Below are 16,511 nucleotides of genomic sequence, written 5' to 3' on the forward strand. Positions count from 1 at the left end.
TCGTCCTCAATCGCCGGACGGGCTGAGGTGGCCGATGCGGGCCAGCATCGAGTAGTTAGGGGCGCGGGGAACTGCGCGACCAGCCACCTGCGGCCCGCAGGTGAAAGCGGGTTTTTTGGGGGCGCGGGGAACTGCGCGAGAAGTGACCACGGCCCGCAGACGGCAAGGGGTTTAGGGGCGCGAGGAGGTGACCGGTGACGGGAGCGGCGCGGCTTCTCAGAAGTTGGCGGGCGGCAGCGGAAGGGGCAGACCGGGCAGGCCGTCGAGGCTCTGCGCGATGTGGTCCTTCTTGCTGAAGTACGCGCTCAGCGAGGTGTCGTCCTCACGGGCGAAGCGCCTGCCGTGCAGATCGCGATCCTCGTCGTAGGACATGAACGGCACCCCGTATCCGCAGGAGTCGCGGACCAGCTCGGCCGTCACCACGATGATGGCGCGCAGCCCGTGCCGGGACGGGTCGATCGCGGGGAAGTGGCCGAGCAGTTCCTTGAAGCGCGCATCGTCACGGAAGACGGGCTCGCCCCGGCCGTGCACCCGGACGATGGTGGGCGGTCCCTCGAAGGCGCACCACATCACCGTGATCCGGCCGTTCTCCCGCAGGTGGGCGATGGTTTCCGCCGTGCTGCCCGCGAAGTCGAGGTAGGCGATCCGCTGCTCGTCCAGCACCGCGAAGGAGCCCTTGAGGCCCTTGGGGAGAGGTTGACCGTGCCGTCGGCGACCAGCGGGGCGGTGGCCGTGAAGAGGACGGGCTGCCGCTCTATGAACGTGCGCAGCCGACCGTCGATGCGTTCGTAAGTCTTTCCCATGCCTAAGGATTATGCGCGGATAACCTTCGTGTGTCTAACGAAGTTCTTCGGGTGGCTCACGCTACGTGACATCGTCGACGCCAATGTCCAACAGGGAGGCGGGAGTTGACGGATTCCGCGTTCCGTGCGCGCGGAGTCGGCGTCTTGGGGGTGCTTGGCCGGATCGTGCCCGCACGGATCCGTGCTGCCGTGGTGCGGCTGATAGCTTCCGCGAGTTGATCTTGCTGGTCGCCCGGGGAGGCGACCGCGTACGCCCGAACAAGGAACCCCGAATTGGCTCGTCATCCGCGCAGGCGCCGCTCCGCCTTCGTCCTCCGTGTCGCCGTCCCGACCCTCCTGACCGCGCTGCTGCCCGTGGGCCCCGCCGTGGCCGACACGGGAGGTGCTCCGGCGCCCACCCCACACCTCGACGCCATCGAGCAGACGCTCCGTCAGGTCTCTCCGGGCCTCGAAGGGCGCGTCTGGGAGCGCAGTGAAGGGAACACGCTCGACGCCTCCGTGGCCGGCGGTGGCGACTGGTTGTTGCAGACCCCTGGGTGCTGGGGCGATGCCACCTGTGCCGACCGTCCCGGGAGCAGGCGGCTGCTCGCGAAGATGACGGAGAACATCTCCCGGGCGACCGGAACGGTCGACATATCCACCCTGGCGCCCTTCCCCAACGGCGCGTTCCAGGATGCCGTCGTGACCGGCCTCAAGGCCTCCGTCGCGGCCGGACACCACCTCAAGGTGCGCGTCCTCGTGGGCGCCGCACCGCTCTACCACCTCAATGTGCTGCCGTCGAAGTACCGCGACGACCTCGTCGAGCGGCTCGGCAAGGACGCGGCCGGTGTCACCCTCAACGTCGCGTCGATGACGACGTCCAAGACCGCGTTCTCTTGGAACCACTCCAAGCTGCTCGTGGTCGACGGCAGGTCCGTGATCACCGGAGGCGTCAACAGCTGGAAGGACGACTACCTGGAGACCACCCACCCGGTCGCCGACGTCGACCTCGCCCTGAGCGGGCCGGCCGCCGCCTCCGCGGGGAAGTACCTGGACGAGCTGTGGTCCTGGACCTGCCGGAACAAGAACAACTTCGCCTCCGTCTGGTTCGCCTCCTCCGACGGCGCCGGATGCATGCCCTCCATGCCGCGCGCCGCAGCCCCCGAAACGCCCGGCGCGGGCGTGCCGGTGATCGCGGTCGGCGGGCTCGGCGTGGGCATCCAACAGAGCGATCCCGCCTCGGCGTTCAGGCCCACGCTGCCCACCGCCTCGGACACCCGGTGCGTCGTGGGACTGCACGACAACACCAACGCGGACCGGGACTACGACACGGTCAACCCGGAGGAGAGCGCCCTGCGGGCCCTGATCTCCAGCGCCGGTCGGCACATCGAGATCTCGCAGCAGGACCTCAACGCGACGTGCCCGCCGCTGCCGCGCTACGACATCCGCACCTACGACGCCCTCGCGGCCAAACTGGCCGCCGGAGTCAAGGTGCGCATCGTCGTCAGTGATCCTGCCAACCGTGGCGCGGTGGGCAGCGGAGGCTACTCGCAGATCAAGTCGCTCTCGGAGATCAGCGACGTCCTGCGCGCCCGACTCGCCCTGCTCACCGGCGACCAGGCCTCGGCGCGCACCGCCCTCTGCTCGAACCTGCAACTGGCCACGTTCCGTGGCTCGGCGAACCCGACGTGGGCGGACGGCCACCCCTACGCCCAGCACCACAAGCTGATCTCCGTGGACGGCTCGGCGTTCTCCATCGGCTCCAAGAACCTCTACCCGGCCTGGCTCCAGGACTTCGGATACGTGGTGGAGAGCCCCGCGGCCGCCCGGCAACTCGACGAGCAACTGCTCTCCCCGCAGTGGCAGTACTCGCGCGCGACCGCGACGGTCGACTACGAACGCGGCGTCTGCCAGGCCTGACCCCCTCCCGTGGCGGGCCGGTACCGGGGGTGCTTCCCGGGCACCCCCGGCACCGGCGGACACGCCGTGACCAGCGGTTAGGATGGCCCGCCGCGCAAAAGTGCGGTGCAAGGGGAGTGGTGGGGGATCAGCGTGGACGACCTGACGGTCGACGGCGTCGTACTGCGGTACCGGTTGACGGTCGCGGACTACAAGGAGGCGCTCGTCGCCCGGACGAAAGGCTCGGCCTCGGCCCGCCGTTCGCGCCGGCTGAGCATCGCCTGCTGTGTCCTGGGGGTGGTCCTCGTGGTGCTCATGGTGGCGACGGACTCCGACATCCCGGTGCCGGTTTATGTGATGCCGGTGGTCTTCGGGCTGCTTGTGTGGGGCACGCCCCGCCTCCAGTCCCGACAGTTCGGCAAGTTGTCGCAGGAGCACGGCGATTACCGAACCACCGTCACCGACTCCGACGTCACCATCGCCCACCAGCAGGCAACCGCGACCATGACCTGGCAGGCGGCGCCCCGATACGTCGAGACGCCCCGGCTGTTCGTCCTGCTGAGCGCGGACAAGAACGCCACCTGCCTGACGATCCTGCCCAAGCGCGGCGCCCCGGACGAGGCGACCGCCGAGCGCCTACGGCCGCTCCTCGACCGCCACCGCACCAGGGTCTGACACGCTCGTCCCTCAACGGCCTTCCACGGCAAGGCTGTTGGGCTCGGCACGGGGCAGGGGTGCCGAGTCCCGGAAGGCCGCGAGGGCCCGGCGGTGACTACGGAATGATCGGCCCCGTGGTGACTACGGGATGATCGGGTCGGCGGTGACTACGGGGTGATCGGGCCTGCGCCGCGCACGGTGGGAAGCGCCCGGATGCGGCCGACGGGCACCGTGGATCCGGGGGCGAACAGGTCCACCGGCTGCGTCAGATCGAAGCGGTTGGCGGCGGGCGGGAAACGGGTCAGACCGGTGCACGTCAGACTCAGCGGGGCGTGGGCTTCGAGGGTGAGGGGCGGCTCGTCGCGGCGCTCGACGGTGACCGTCACCAGGATGACGTCGTGCTCGACGAACCGCGGCGGGTGCGCGGACGTCATCCGCAGGCTGCTCTCGGCGAGGGTGTCGGTGCCCTTGAGGGCGATCGTCACCAGGAACTCCCGGTCGGGCGAGGTGCCTTCGAGGTGGAAGCCCGTGGTGCGCAGCAGCAGGCTCCTGGTGGGGTTCGGCTGATGCGGGTTGATCTCCGCCTTCTGCTTGATGCCGCCGGTGAGGTCGGCCGTGATCACCCCCTGGGGCACCTCGATGACGCTGTTGGGGCCGGTCATGTTCGACGGCACTTCGGTGCCGACGGCCGGCATCTCCGTGGAGGAGGCCGACGTCGTCCGGTGTGGGGCGGGGCCGACGGGCGGATCGACCGCCCCGAACGCGGGCGCGGCGGTGAGCAGGACCGCGGCAGCGGACACCATCAGGCGCACACCATGGGCTCGTTTCATTCCTCGTGTCATTCCTCGTGAACGATCCGGCGTCACGGCGCGTACCGCCCGGCGCGGGACACCTGCCCCGTTGGCCCATCGACGGGTCGGCCCAGAGGGAGCTCAGGCCTTGGCCGTGCACGACCCACGTGTTCCCTCGCACGACGGGGGCCGAGGCGGCCGGCGCGCGACGGTGGACACCCGTGTCCGCCCATCTCCACCCCTTGTTCCACCCGTGGGTCCAGGTGCGTGAGACCCGGCCACAGCAGTCTTGAGGCATGACAACGACCGACTGGATCACCGACATCGCGCTCGTCCTCGTCGTCTTCCGGCAGTTGCGGGAAGGCCGCCTCGACCTCAAGTCCTTCCTGATCCCGCTGGGGATCGTGACCTTCGTGGCCACCTCGTATCTCGACGGCATTCCCACCGCCGGCAACGACCTGGTGCTCATCGGAGCGCTGATGGCGGTGGGTGCCGCGCTCGGCATAGCGGGCGGCGTCTACACCCGGATCCGCGCGGCGGGGGAGCACCTGCTGATCAAGGCGGGCGCGGTCTCCGCGGCCCTGTGGGTGCTCGGCATGGGCGCCAGGATGGGCTTCCAGGTGTGGGTCGACCACGGCGGCGCCGGCCACGTCGCCCGGTTCAGCGCCGACCACCACATCACCAGCGGCCAGGCCTGGGTGGCCGCCTTCGTCCTGATGGCGCTCACCGAGGTGATCACGCGGGTCGCCACGATCTTCATCCGCGGCCGCATGGTCACCGCCCGCCAGGGGCTCGCCCCGGTGGCGGCGCCCACCGCCCGGACACTCGACCGTACGGTCTGACCGTGGGCTATGGTCACGCCGTGCCAGAAGCCCAGAACGCCCAGGACCACGGGCCCGCCTCGCACCACGAGGCAGGCCCGTGGGCCGAGCCCGGTCAAGCCCCGTGGGTGCAGTGGCTGCCGACCCTGCTCGTCGTCGTGTCCGCGCTCTGGACGGTCCGGCCGCTCGGCCTCGGCGGCCGGGGCCTGGCGGTCGCCGTCCTGCTCCTGATCAACTGCGTCACCCTGGCGGCCCGGCATCTGCCCGGGTCCAGGGTCCCCCCGAGGGTGGCCCTGGTCTGGCTGACCGGGGGCGTCGTCGCTGCGGCGGCCCTGCTCGGGGTGAGCAGCAGTGGAGCGAGCTATCTGTTCGCGTACTTCCTCGTCGGGCACATCGGCGTCCGCCTGGAGACCCGGCCGGCCCTCGCCCTCGCGGCCCTGTCCAGTCTGCTGTGCGGCGGGGTGCTGTACTTCCGCCTCGGTCCGAACCACGATCTGCTGCCCTGGACGCTCGGTCTCACCACCGGCGCCCCCGTGCTGATCGGCATGCTCAACCGCAGTCGCCTGCGCGCCGTGCGGGCGGCGATCTCGGCGGCCGAGTCCGCCGAGCGGGCCGCCCGGGCCGAGGCCCGCACCTCCGTGCTGACCGAGCGCGGCCGGATCGCCCGCGATGTGCACGACGTCCTGGCGCACTCCCTTGCGGGCATCAACATGCAGCTGGAGCTGGCGGACGCACTCATCGACACCGGCGACCTGGACAAGGTCCGCGAGGCGAACCAGAAGGCACACAGCATGGTCAAGGAGAGCCTGAAACAGGCCCAGTGGACCGTGCACGCGTTGCGTGAGGACGCGCTGCCGCTGGTGGAGAGCCTGACCGCGATGCTGGAGTCGTCCGGCCACCGCGACGCGCTGACCGTGACGGGAAGCGCCCGCGACGTGCCGTCCCCCGTGACCCAGAACCTCCTCCGCATCGCTCAGGAAGCCCTGACCAACGCGGCCCGGCACGCGCCCGGTGGCGAAGTCCGCGTGGAGCTCACCTACGCCGCCCGGACCATGACGCTGGTGGTACGCAACGGTCCGGCGGCCCGTAGGGTGAGCCCGGGTGCGGGCAGCGGAATGGGACTGATCGGCATGCGTGAACGGGTCGCCCTGCTGGGCGGGACGATCACGGCGGGACCGGTGGTGGCCGGCGCGGACGAGGGCGGCTGGAAGGTGGAGGCGGTGATCCCGGGATGAGTGAACCGGCAGGCAGCACACGGCGGTTGAGGGTGGTGGTGGCGGACGACCAGGCCGCCGTACGGGAGCCGCTGGCCGCGGTCCTCGGGCTTGCCGAGGACATCGAGGTCGTAGCGGCCGCCGCCGACGGAACGGAAGTGCTCGCCGCCGCCGCGGCCGGCCCGGTGGACGTGGTCCTGATGGACCTGCGGATGCCCGTCATGGACGGCATCGACGCGACGCGTCGGCTGACCGAGGAGCACCCTGAGGTGGCCGTGGTCGTCCTGACCACCTTCGCCGACGACGACTCGATCCTGGCCGCGCTCAGTGCCGGGGCCCGCGGATACCTGACCAAGAACGCGGGCCGCCAGGACATCGCACGGGCGATCCGGGCGGCCGCGGCGGGACAGTCGGTGCTCGACCGAGAGGTCCAGGACCGGCTCCTGGCCACGATCCGCACCAAGGCCCCGGCGCCCCAGCAGCCCCTGCCCGCGGACGTCACCCCGCGAGAACGCGAGGTGTTGACCCTGATCGGCCAGGGTCTGCCGAACCGGGCGATCGCCGAGAAGCTCTTCATCAGCGAGGCCACGGTCAAGACCCACATCAACAACCTGTTCGCCAAAGCGGACCTGCGGGACCGCGCCGACGCGGTACGCCGCGCCATCGCCGCAGGCCTCGCCTGACCCGGTGACGCGGCGGCGCGAGCCGGCTGCGGTTCGCCCCGCCGTGGCGGCAGTTGGGGCGCGCACGCGGGGGTGGCGTCGACGACCGGGTGGGGAGCAGTCCTCCCGGACCGTCATCGCGAGCGACCCCCGCTACGACGGGCTGGACCGCCGGGTCACCGATCGATCACCGCGTCTGGCCGCCGGGGGAGTAGCGTCTGTCGCCTCCCGATTCGGTCCGGGCCGGGGAACGTTCGGGGGCCGGGCCGTGCCCCGCTCGGCCCAGATACCGTTCGGCGGCGCGGACGGCCGCCTGCGCGGTCCGCTCGTCCATCAGGACGCACAGCGTGTAGGCGGTGTCCTCGAGGGCGCGGTGCAGCTCCGCCCGGTGCGGTTGCGCCAGCACCGAGCGTTCCTCCGCGCGATAGCGGGTGAGCAAGCGGGCGAGGGCCGCCTTGTCGGGCAGCAGCATCGTGACCTCCTGGCCGTGGGCCCCGCTACGGGGGCCCGGCGTTCCGTCCGGCGTGGGCGTTCCCCGGATCGGGCGGGGCGCGTGTTCCTCAGGGGGCGGCGTCGAGCCCGGCCCGCTGGGGAACGACGGTGTACCGGGGGTCCTCGGCCGATGCGACGCCCGCGGCGAAGATGCCGAAGCGGGTACAGACCGAGCCCGCAAGCAGCGCGACCCCGCTCGCGACGGCGACCGGGCGGCGGTGGCCGGCCAGCGCGCCCGCCAACGCGCCGACCGCGGACAGGACCTCGGCCGCCTTGAGCAGAGCCCCCGCCCGGCCCTCTTCGTAGGTCTCGGCCACCATGCCCAGACGGCGCCGGGCACACCGGGTCGCGGCCGCCTCGGCGAGCGCGGCGAGCGGAGCGGCGCAGCGCGCCGGGGTGTTCTCGTGCGACGGCCCGACGACCAGAGCCATCCCGGCGGCCGCCGCGGTCGCCGACGCCGCGAAGAGATAGGGCAGTTCACGGTGGGCGCCGTGCCAGGCCGGCACCGCCGTGTCGGCCGCGAGGACCGCCGTGTACGAGGCGACGGCCGGCCCGAGCAGGGCCGCCCCCGCCGTGGCGGCCGCGCCGGCGCGGGGCAGCCGTCCGGTCACGCTCGTCAGGGCGGCCGCGCCGGCGGCCGGCCCGTAGACCGCGAGCAGCCACGACCCCACGCTCATCGGCGAGGTCGGCTTGAACACCCGCAGCATGTTCGCGAACCGGCCCGGCCGGCCGAGGTCGTGGACGAGGGCCGCCGCGGACAGCGACACGGCCGCCAGCGAGGACAGCTTCATGGCGGACGCCGTAGTCGGACGCCCTGTCAGCTGGGCCCCCGCGGCGAGGACCGAGCCCGCGCCGGCCAGCCCGCCGAGGAAGAAGTACCCGGCGATGTCCTGGGGCGCCCACGACGGCGCCTTGATGATGGGCCTGCCGTAGTACGACGCGAACTCGGCGCGCGGCACCATGAGTTGCTCGCCCCGCCGACCCCGTCGTCGCCCGGCGCCCTTCCCGTCGGACGCCCGCGCCGTGCCTGCCTCGCTCATCGTGAGTCCCTCCGTCGTACGACCGCGGGCAGCGCGAAGGACGCGGCCATCCCGCCCAGCAGAGCGAGCGCTGCCGCGCCCGCGTGCTTCCACATGGCGGGCAGATCGCGGGTGGTGACCACGGGCGCGGGCGGCAGCCCATAGACCTCCGGCTCGTCGAGCAGCAGGAAGAACGCCCCGTCCCCGCCGACGCCGTCGTGGTCCTCATGGCCGTACAGACGCGCCCCCGCCACACCCGAGTCCCGCAACTGGCCGACCCGCAGCGCGGCCCGCTCGCGCAGCTCCTCCAGCGGCCCGAACTGGATGGACTGCGTCGGGCAGGCCTTCGCACAGGCCGGCTCCTGCCCCGCGCCGAGACGGTCGTAGCACAGGGTGCACTTGAACGCCCGCCCGTCGCCCGGCCGTTGCTCGATCACGCCGTACGGGCAGGCGGGCACGCAGTAGCCGCAGCCGTTGCAGATGTCCTCCTGTACGACGACCGTGCCGAACTCGGTGCGGAACAGCGAGCCGGTGGGGCACACGTCCAGGCAGGCGGCGTGGGTGCAGTGCTTGCACACGTCGGACGACATCAGCCACCGCAGTTCGCCGGCCGCACCCGAGGCGGCGGACTGTCCCGCGACGCCGTCGGGAGGGGTCGGGGTCGTGAACTGGCCGTCCAGCAAAGGGAGTTGAGTGCGTCCTTCGGGTGCGGGGCTCTGTTGCTCGATGAACGCGACGTGGCGCCAGGTCGAGGCGCCGAGACCCTGGGTGTTGTCGTAGCTCATGCCGGTGAGCGAGAGCCCGTCCTCGGGGATCGCGTTCCACTCCTTGCACGCCACCTCGCAGGCCTTGCAGCCGATGCACACCGAGGTGTCGGTGAAGAACCCCACGCGCGGCGGCGGTTCGGCGTGGCCCGCGTCGCGCGCCGGATCGGGCTCGGGCCCGCTCAGCGGGTGACGACCCGTCATTTCCGTACCTCCGTCCCCGTCGTACCGGTGATGCCCGCCCGCTTGCGGTACTCCGCCACCAGTTTCGGCAGATCGGGCCCGCGCGGTCGGCGGCCGGGGCGGATGTCCGCGGTGAGCGCCTTGTCCTCCTGGATGTGCGAGTTGGGGTCCAGGGCGATCGCGAGCAGTTCGTTGGCGGCGTCCCCCGTGACCATCCCGTTGGGTCCCCAGTGGAAGGGCAGACCGATCTGGTGCACGGTGCGGCCGTGCACCGTCAGGGGCCTGATCCGCTCAGTGACGAGCACACGGGCCTCGATCGCGTTGCGGGCCGTGACGATGGTGGCCCAGCCGGTGTGCTCAAGCCCGCGCTCGGCGGCCAGTTGGGGGGAGACCTCGCAGAACAACTCCGGCTGGAGCTCGGCCAGATGGGACGACCAGCGGCTCATGCCACCCGCCGTGAAGTGCTCGGTGAGGCGATGGGTGGTGACGATGTACGGGAAGACGTCGGCGCCCGGCTCGTCGCCGCTGGGGTGGTAACGGTTGCCTTCCCTCGGGAGCAGTTGACGCACCGGGGAGCGGGGCGTCGAGGGGTGGAGGTGGTTGCCGAACGGCGAGTCCTGCGGCTCGTAGTGGGTGGGCAGCGGCCCGTCCTCCAGGCCGGCGGGCGCGTACAGCCAGCCCTTCCCGTCGGCCTGCATGATGAACGGGTCGTCACCGCGCAGCGCGTCCGGCCCCGTGGCGTCGGCGGCGGGGACGTGGTCGGGGGCCAGGTCGGGAATGAAGTCGGGGACGTCGTGGCCGGTCCACTTGGCGCCGGCACCGTCCCACCACACATACGCCTTGCGTTCGCTCCAGGGCGTTCCGTCCGGCGCGGCCGAGGCGCGGTTGTACAGGATGCGCCGGTTGGCGGGCCATGCCCAGGCCCACTCGGCGGCGACCCAGTCCTGCTCGGCGCCCGGTGTGCGACGGGCGGCCTGGTTGACGCCGTCCGCGTACACCCCGCAATAGATCCAGCAACCGCACCGCGTCGAGCCGTCGTCCTTGAGCTCGGTGTAGGCGGACAGCGGCGCACCATCGGGACCATGGCCGTTGATCTCGGCGAGCACGGCCGCCGCGACCGGTTCGTCCAGCGGGCCGTCCACCGGATAGTCCCAGGTCAGATCCTGTACGGGCCGATCCATCGGGTCGTTTGACGCGGCCAGCTTGGCCTTGATGCGCCGGCCCAGGTGGTACATGAACCACAGATCGCTGCGCGCATCGCCCTCGGGCTCGACCGCCGCGTGATGCCACTGGAGCCACCGGTTGGTGTTGGTGAAGGAACCCGACTTCTCCGTGTGCGCCGCGGCCGGGAAGAAGAACACCTCGGTGGCGATGGACCGGGTGCGCAGCTCGCCCGTCTCGATCTCGGGGCCGTCCTGCCACCAGGTCGCCGACTCGATGAGCGAGAAGTCCCTGACCACCAGCCACTCCAGCTCAGCCATTCCGAGCCGCTGCAACCGCGTGTTGGCCGAACCCACGGCAGGGTTCTCGCCCAGCAGGAAGTACCCCTTGCACACCCCGTCGAGCTGCGCCATCACCGTGTCGTACGTTGAGTGCGAACCGGTCAGCCGCGGCAGGTGATCGAAGCAGAAGTCGTTGTCCGCGGTCGCCGCCTCGCCGTAGTACGCCCGCAGGAGGCTGACGAAGTACGCCCGCATGTTGCCCCAGAAGCCCTTCTCGGTGCGACTGGCCCTGATGAAGTCGTCCAGCGTCTCGTGCTCGTGTGCGTGCGGCATCGGCAGATAACCGGGCAGCAGGTTGTACAGGGTGGGGATGTCGCTGGAGCCCTGGATCGAGGCGTGGCCGCGCAGCGCCTGGATTCCGCCGCCGGGACGGCCGATGTTGCCCAGCAGCAACTGGAGCACGCACGCGGCACGGATGTACTGGGAGCCGACCGAGTGCTGGGTCCAGCCCACCGCGTACACGAACGCGCTCGTCCGCTCGCGGCCCGAGTTCGCGGTGAGGTCCTCGCACACCCGCAGGAACGCCGCGCGCTCCACCCCGCACGTCTGCTCCACCAACTCCGGTGTGTAGCGCGCGTAGTGGCGTTTGAGGACCTGGTACACGCAGCGCGGATGCCTGAGGGTCTCGTCGCGTGGCGTGTCGTGGCCGGTCTGGGCGCCGCCCGAACCGTGCGCCTCGGGCCCGCCCATGTGGCGGGTCCGCTCCTCGTACTGCTCGTCCACGGCGCCGGCCGGCGCCTGCACCCCGACGCCCTCGTACTGCCAGCTCGACGGGTCGTAGCGGTGGCCGTCCTCGTCGAGGCCGGAGAAGACCCCGTCGAGGTCCTCGGTGTCGCGGAAGTCCTCGCCGACCAGCGTCGCCGCGTTGGTGTAGGCGAGGACGTACTCGCGGAAGTCCTTCTCCTCGGTCAGGACGTAGTTGATGATCCCGCCCAGGAACGCGATGTCGCTGCCCGCCCGGATCGGCACATGCAGATCGGCCAGGGCGCTGGTCCGGGTGAAACGCGGATCCACATGGATGACCCGGGCGCCGCGCGCTTTGGCCTCCATCACCCACTGGAAGCCGACCGGGTGCGCCTCGGCGAAGTTGGAACCCTGGATGACGATGCAGTCGGCGTGCTGGAGGTCCTGCATGAACGTGGTGGCTCCGCCGCGCCCGAACGAGGTGCCGAGGCCGGTGACCGTGGAGCTGTGACACACCCGCGCCTGGTTCTCCACCTGGACCACGCCGAGGCCCGTGAGGAGCTTCTTGATCAGGTAGTTCTCCTCGTTGTCCAGCGTCGCTCCGCCCAGGCTCGCGATGCCGAGGGTGCGCGCGGTCCGCTTGCCCTCGTGCTCCCACTCCCAGGTGCGCCGCCGGGTCTCGACGACACGGTCGGCCACCATGTCCATGGCGGTCTCCAGATCCAGCGGCTCCCAGTCGGTGCCATACGGCCTGCGGTACAGCACCTGGTGCCCGCGGGAGGAGCCCGTGGTCAGCTGGAGGGTGGCCGACCCCTTGGGGCAGAGCCGTCCGCGACTGATCGGAGAGTCGGGATCGCCCTCGATCTGGACGACCTTGTCGTCCTTGACGTAGATCTGCTGGCCGCAGCCGACCGCGCAGTACGGGCAGATGGAGCGCACCACCCGGTCGGCGGTTTCGGTACGGGGCCTGAGCCGCTCGGTGTGCTCCGACTTCGCCGCGACGCCCCGGCCCAGCGGATCGGCTCCGGTGAGCTGACGGTAGAGGGGCCAGCTTCTGGCCCGCTTGCGCACACCCATGGGAGCTTCCTCTCTGCGCCCGCCGTCCGCGACCGTGGTCGGCGCCTCTCCCAGGCTCACCCGCCGAGCGCGCTACGGCGACCGGAGGCGGTGGGCGCCCCGTGGCCCGACGGGCCCGCTGCGCTCCGGGCTCCTCGGCCTCAGAAGGGGAGGTCGGCGGCGGCCGTGATCCGCGCCCCCATGTTGCGTTCCATCATGCGCAGGGCGGCCTCGGCGAGGTCCTCATGGATGTGGGCGACGGCGTCGCGCGGCACCGTCACCTTCAGATGCCGGATGTGCGCGTCCAGCGCCGAGTAGAGGACGCACTGCTCGGTGACCTGGCCGCACAGCACCACATGGTCGACGCCCTGCTGGCCCAGCAGGTATTCGAGCGGCGTCTCGAAGAAGATCGAATGGCGGGCCTTGACGACGAACAACGACTCCTTCTCCGGCGCGATCGGCCGCACCAGATCGGCGTGCGGCCCGCGCAGCGCGGTGTCGAGCAGCTCCCCGTGGTGGGATCGCCATTCGCCGAAGTTGTCGTTGGCGTAGATCACCGGGACATCGCTCCGGCGGGCGGCGGCCAGGAGCTCCGCCACGGTGGGCAGGATGGACTTCACGGAGGGAACGAGCAGGTGGGCGTCTTCGTGCTCATAGGTGTTGATCATGTCGATGACGATCAGCGCCGTGTTTCCCATGCGACTACCCATGCGCCCATCTTGCGCCGCTCCCGTGCCCGCTGCGATCGGAGCGGGCATGTCCTGTCATGTCCTGTGTGCCGCCGGGCGACGCGCGCGGACAGGCGTGAGCGGACCGCACTGCGGTCCGCTCACGGGTGCCCCCCTGCCGCCCGGTGGGGGCTAGCCGGCCGACGGGAGGGCCGGCTCCGCCTCCTGTTCGCACCGTTCCTGGAGACGGCGCGCCTTGTCCTGAAGACGCCGACGCAGCTCGGGGTCGCGGGCGCGCTCCGCCGCCTTGCCGAGCTCCCGGATCTGGGCGCGGAAGTGCTGGACGCTTCTGCCGAAGTGACTGGTCGTGTTCATGGACGCTCCGCCGTTCTGCGAGAAGGGGTGTACTCGGGGTTCCGCCGTGGTCCGTTCCGGGGCCGGCCCGCGTCGTGGCCCACTGACGCGGGCCGGGCGGTACGCACGCGCTCCGACGGGCGGGCCTGTGGTGGCCGCCGCGTCGAGACACGCGCACGGGGCACAGCCGGAAGGGACCCGCGCAGGGAAGACCTGTCCTGCGGATGCGCCTCCGGTCCGAAGCACAACGTCCGTTTGCCCTCGACCCCTGTCCGTAAACGGTCCCGTCCGTGTTCCGCACGCTTCAAGGCCGTTGGTCACGGCGCCCGGGACCTTGGATCCGCTGCGGTCCGACGGGGCCACCCATGACGCGGTCTCACATACGACGCCACCGTGCCGAGGCGAACGAGAAGGCGCCGAACAACATCAGTCCGATCGCGACGGCCACCAGCAGCCACGGTCCGGCCGGTGTGCCGGCCAGGCTGCGCAAGGTGGCGTCCACCCCCTTGGCCTGCTCGGGGTCGAAACGGATGGCCGCCACCAGAACGAAGATTCCGGCCGCCGTCGCGACCATGCCACGGGCCACTCCGCCACCCACTCCGAGGGCGGTGACGACCTGCCGGGTTCCGGTGGGCGTGGCCGCGAGGTCGAGGCGGCGCAGGAAGCGGCGCATCGCCGCGCGGACGGCGAGCACCACGCCGATACCGGCGAGCACACAGCCCGCCGCGCCCACCAAGGGCTGCCCGTAAGGGAGTTGGAGTGCCGTGCGGGTCCAGTCACGGGACTTGGCGTTGCCGTTGGAGCCGCGGTCGGTGCCGGCGGCGAAGGTGACCGTTCCCCAGCACACCGTGGCGTAGAACACCGCTCGGCCGCCGTCCATCAGCCGCGAGGCGAGCTTGCGGTTGCCGCCGCGCGCCCGGACCGCCCGGATCCCGCGCCACAGGGCCATGCAGCCGAAGCCGACGGCCAGCGCCCACAGCACCGCCGCGCCGAAGGGCCGCGTGGAGACCTCGGCGAGGGCTCCCTCACGGTCCGCCTGGCCGCCGCCGCTTCCGACGGCGATACGGATGGCCAATACGCCGATCAGGACGTACACGACGCCCCGGGCCACGAATCCGGCCCGGCCCGCGGCGCTCACCGTGTCCGTTCCCGACAGTCGGTTCCCCGCCCCGCCGCGGCTTCTCTGTATGTGTGACGACGTCACGCTGCTCTCGCCTTCCCCGGTCCCTGGGGCGCGAGGACGCGCCCTTGTCGCCGGGTGCCCAAGGACGCCGGGCTCATGCGCGCCCGGCGTCCTGAACGCCCTCGGGGAGGGCGGGGGTCAGGCCTTGGCCTGCATGTCCCGCCGTGCGGGGTTGCCCTGCTCCTCGGCCTTGGGGTCCTTTTCGTGCGCCTTGGCGCGCACCCCCTGCTCGATGCGCTGACCGATCGTCTTGTCGATGTTGGACCAGTACTGGAAGGCCCGTTGCAGCACGGGCTCGGTGACCCCGTTCAGGAGATGGCCGACCACGTTGTCCACCAGCCGGTCACGGGCCGCGTCGTCGAAGACCTCGCGCACCATCGTGCCCGGCTGGCCCCAGTCGTCGTCCTCGGCGTGATCGACGTATGCCGCCCGGGTGATCTCACCGTCGGCGTACCAGCTCGGCGGGTTGCCGTACCGCTCGGTGTCTGCCGCCGGGCCGCCCTTGGAGTTCGGGGCGTAGACCGGGTCGGTGGTCTTGCGGTACGCCATCGCCCCGTCCTTGGAGTAGGTGTTCACCGGGACCACCGGGGCGTTGACGGGCAGCTGCTGGTAGTTGCCCCCGATGCGGTGGCGGTGCGCGTCGGCGTACGAGAACAGCCGGGCCAGCAGCATCCGGTCCGGGCTCGGGCCGATGCCGGGGACCAGGTTGTTGGGCTGGAAGGCGGCCTGCTCGATCTCGGCGTGGTTGTCGGTGGGGTTGCGGTCCAGGGTCATCCGGCCGACCTGGATCAGCGGGTAGTCGCCGTGCGGCCACACCTTGGTCAGGTCGAACGGGTTGAACCGGTAGGTCGACGCCTCCTCGTACGGCATGATCTGCACGTGCAGCGTCCAGCTCGGGTAGTCCCCGTCGCGGATGTGCTCGAAGAGGTCCCGTGTGTGGTAGTCCGTGTCCGCCGCGGCCATCTGGTCGGCCTCGTGCTGGGTGAAGTATTCGATGCCCTGGTCGGTCTTGAAGTGGTACTTCACCCAGAAGCGCTCACCCTGCGCGTTGATCCACATGTAGGTGTGCGAGGTGTAGCCGTTCATGTGGCGCCAGGTGCGCGGAATGCCCCGATCACCCATCAGCCAGGTGACCTGGTGGGCCGACTCGGGGGAGAGGGTCCAGAAGTCCCACTGCATGTCGTGGTCGCGCAGATTGTTGTCCGCGCGGCGCTTCTGGGAGCGGATGAAGTGCTGGAACTTCATCGGGTCCTTGACGAAGAACACGGGGGTGTTGTTGCCCACCATGTCGTAATTGCCTTCGCTGGTGTAGAACTTCAGCGCGAAGCCCCGGGGGTCCCGCCAGGTGTCCGGGCTGCCGCGCTCCCCGGCGACGGTCGAGAACCGGGCGACCAGTTCGGTCCTGGTGCCGGGCTGGAAGAGCGCGGCCTTGGTGTAGGCACTGACGTCATGGGTCACTTCGAAGTGCCCGAAGGCACCGCTGCCCTTGGCGTGCGGCTGGCGCTCGGGGATGCGCTCCCGGTTGAACTGCGCCATCTGCTCGATGAGATAGGCGTCCTGCAACAGGATCGGCCCACCCGGGCCGACCGTGAGGGAGTGTTCATCGCTCTCCACCGGAGCACCGGAATCGGACGTGGTGGCGGGGCGTGGAGTGTCGGTCATCGGTCTGCCCTCCGTCATACGGTGCGGGGTGCAACGCTGCTCAGCCACGACCCGGAAGAGGAACCGTGGCACTACGCGTGTAGCCCGCCCCGCCCCGCGGCAAACCCGTACGCATCGG

General features: G+C 71.0%; 14 protein-coding genes and 1 pseudogene. 5 read left to right on the plus strand and 10 right to left on the minus strand.

Annotated features, from left to right (window positions below; genetic code table 11):
• Nucleotides 1–216: 216 nt before the first annotated feature.
• Nucleotides 217–803, minus strand: a pseudogene (locus tag DWB77_RS34890) (pyridoxamine 5'-phosphate oxidase family protein).
• Between the two features lie 273 nt (nt 804–1,076).
• On the opposite strand from DWB77_RS34890, the gene DWB77_RS34895 reads away from it, so the two are divergent.
• Both DWB77_RS34895 and DWB77_RS34900 read left to right on the plus strand, forming a co-directional pair.
• Nucleotides 1,077–2,702 (plus strand): phospholipase D-like domain-containing protein, encoded by a 1,626-nt coding sequence (locus DWB77_RS34895; protein WP_120726462.1) that lies wholly within the window; start codon nt 1,077–1,079, stop codon nt 2,700–2,702.
• 132 nt (nt 2,703–2,834) lie between these two features.
• A complete protein-coding gene (locus DWB77_RS34900; RefSeq protein WP_120726464.1) occupies nt 2,835–3,356 on the plus strand; it encodes a hypothetical protein in 522 nt (173 codons plus the stop codon).
• Between the two features lie 149 nt (nt 3,357–3,505).
• Here the strand turns inward: DWB77_RS34900 and DWB77_RS34905 are convergent, their stop codons facing one another.
• On the minus strand, nt 3,506–4,168 hold the full coding sequence (locus DWB77_RS34905; RefSeq protein WP_162952676.1) for a hypothetical protein: 663 nt from the start codon (nt 4,166–4,168) through the stop codon (nt 3,506–3,508).
• A gap of 257 nt (nt 4,169–4,425) precedes the next feature.
• Here DWB77_RS34905 and DWB77_RS34910 point away from each other — a divergent pair, with 257 nt between their 5' ends.
• From DWB77_RS34910 to DWB77_RS34920, 3 genes are all read left to right on the plus strand, one after another.
• Nucleotides 4,426–4,971 (plus strand): hypothetical protein, encoded by a 546-nt coding sequence (locus tag DWB77_RS34910; RefSeq protein ID WP_120726468.1) that lies wholly within the window; start codon nt 4,426–4,428, stop codon nt 4,969–4,971.
• Nucleotides 4,972–5,078: 107 nt separating this feature from the next.
• Entirely contained in the window at nt 5,079–6,185 is a 1,107-nt protein-coding gene (locus tag DWB77_RS34915) for a sensor histidine kinase (RefSeq protein WP_120728599.1), read from the plus strand.
• On the plus strand, nt 6,182–6,847 hold the full coding sequence (locus DWB77_RS34920) for a response regulator transcription factor (protein WP_120726470.1): 666 nt from the start codon (nt 6,182–6,184) through the stop codon (nt 6,845–6,847). The genes DWB77_RS34915 and DWB77_RS34920 overlap by 4 nt, the downstream gene beginning before the upstream one ends.
• A 166-nt stretch (nt 6,848–7,013) precedes the next feature.
• Here DWB77_RS34920 and DWB77_RS34925 read toward each other — a convergent pair whose 3' ends face one another.
• From DWB77_RS34925 to DWB77_RS34960, 8 genes are all read right to left on the minus strand, one after another.
• Entirely contained in the window at nt 7,014–7,298 is a 285-nt protein-coding gene (locus DWB77_RS34925; protein WP_120726471.1) for a DUF5133 domain-containing protein, read from the minus strand.
• Between the two features lie 88 nt (nt 7,299–7,386).
• Nucleotides 7,387–8,280, minus strand: coding sequence for an NrfD/PsrC family molybdoenzyme membrane anchor subunit (gene nrfD, locus DWB77_RS34930; protein WP_120726474.1), 894 nt, complete (start codon nt 8,278–8,280; stop codon nt 7,387–7,389).
• Nucleotides 8,281–8,354: 74 nt separating this feature from the next.
• Nucleotides 8,355–9,305, minus strand: a complete 951-nt coding sequence (locus DWB77_RS39355) for a 4Fe-4S dicluster domain-containing protein (RefSeq protein ID WP_120726476.1) — start codon at nt 9,303–9,305, stop codon at nt 8,355–8,357.
• Nucleotides 9,302–12,547, minus strand: a complete 3,246-nt coding sequence (fdh, locus tag DWB77_RS34940; protein ID WP_120726478.1) for a formate dehydrogenase — start codon at nt 12,545–12,547, stop codon at nt 9,302–9,304. The genes DWB77_RS39355 and fdh overlap by 4 nt, the downstream gene beginning before the upstream one ends.
• 140 nt (nt 12,548–12,687) lie before the next feature.
• A complete protein-coding gene (locus DWB77_RS34945) occupies nt 12,688–13,224 on the minus strand; it encodes an isochorismatase family cysteine hydrolase (RefSeq protein WP_120726480.1) in 537 nt (178 codons plus the stop codon).
• A 162-nt stretch (nt 13,225–13,386) separates the two neighbouring features.
• Nucleotides 13,387–13,569, minus strand: coding sequence for a DUF6381 family protein (locus DWB77_RS34950; RefSeq protein WP_120726482.1), 183 nt, complete (start codon nt 13,567–13,569; stop codon nt 13,387–13,389).
• A gap of 355 nt (nt 13,570–13,924) precedes the next feature.
• On the minus strand, nt 13,925–14,686 hold the full coding sequence (locus DWB77_RS34955) for a DUF1206 domain-containing protein (RefSeq protein ID WP_246033740.1): 762 nt from the start codon (nt 14,684–14,686) through the stop codon (nt 13,925–13,927).
• 183 nt (nt 14,687–14,869) lie between these two features.
• Entirely contained in the window at nt 14,870–16,393 is a 1,524-nt protein-coding gene (locus DWB77_RS34960; RefSeq protein WP_120726486.1) for a catalase, read from the minus strand.
• Nucleotides 16,394–16,511 lie beyond the last annotated feature (118 nt).

This window comes from Streptomyces hundungensis (assembly GCF_003627815.1).
In the GTDB taxonomy this organism is placed as follows: domain Bacteria; phylum Actinomycetota; class Actinomycetes; order Streptomycetales; family Streptomycetaceae; genus Streptomyces; species Streptomyces hundungensis_A.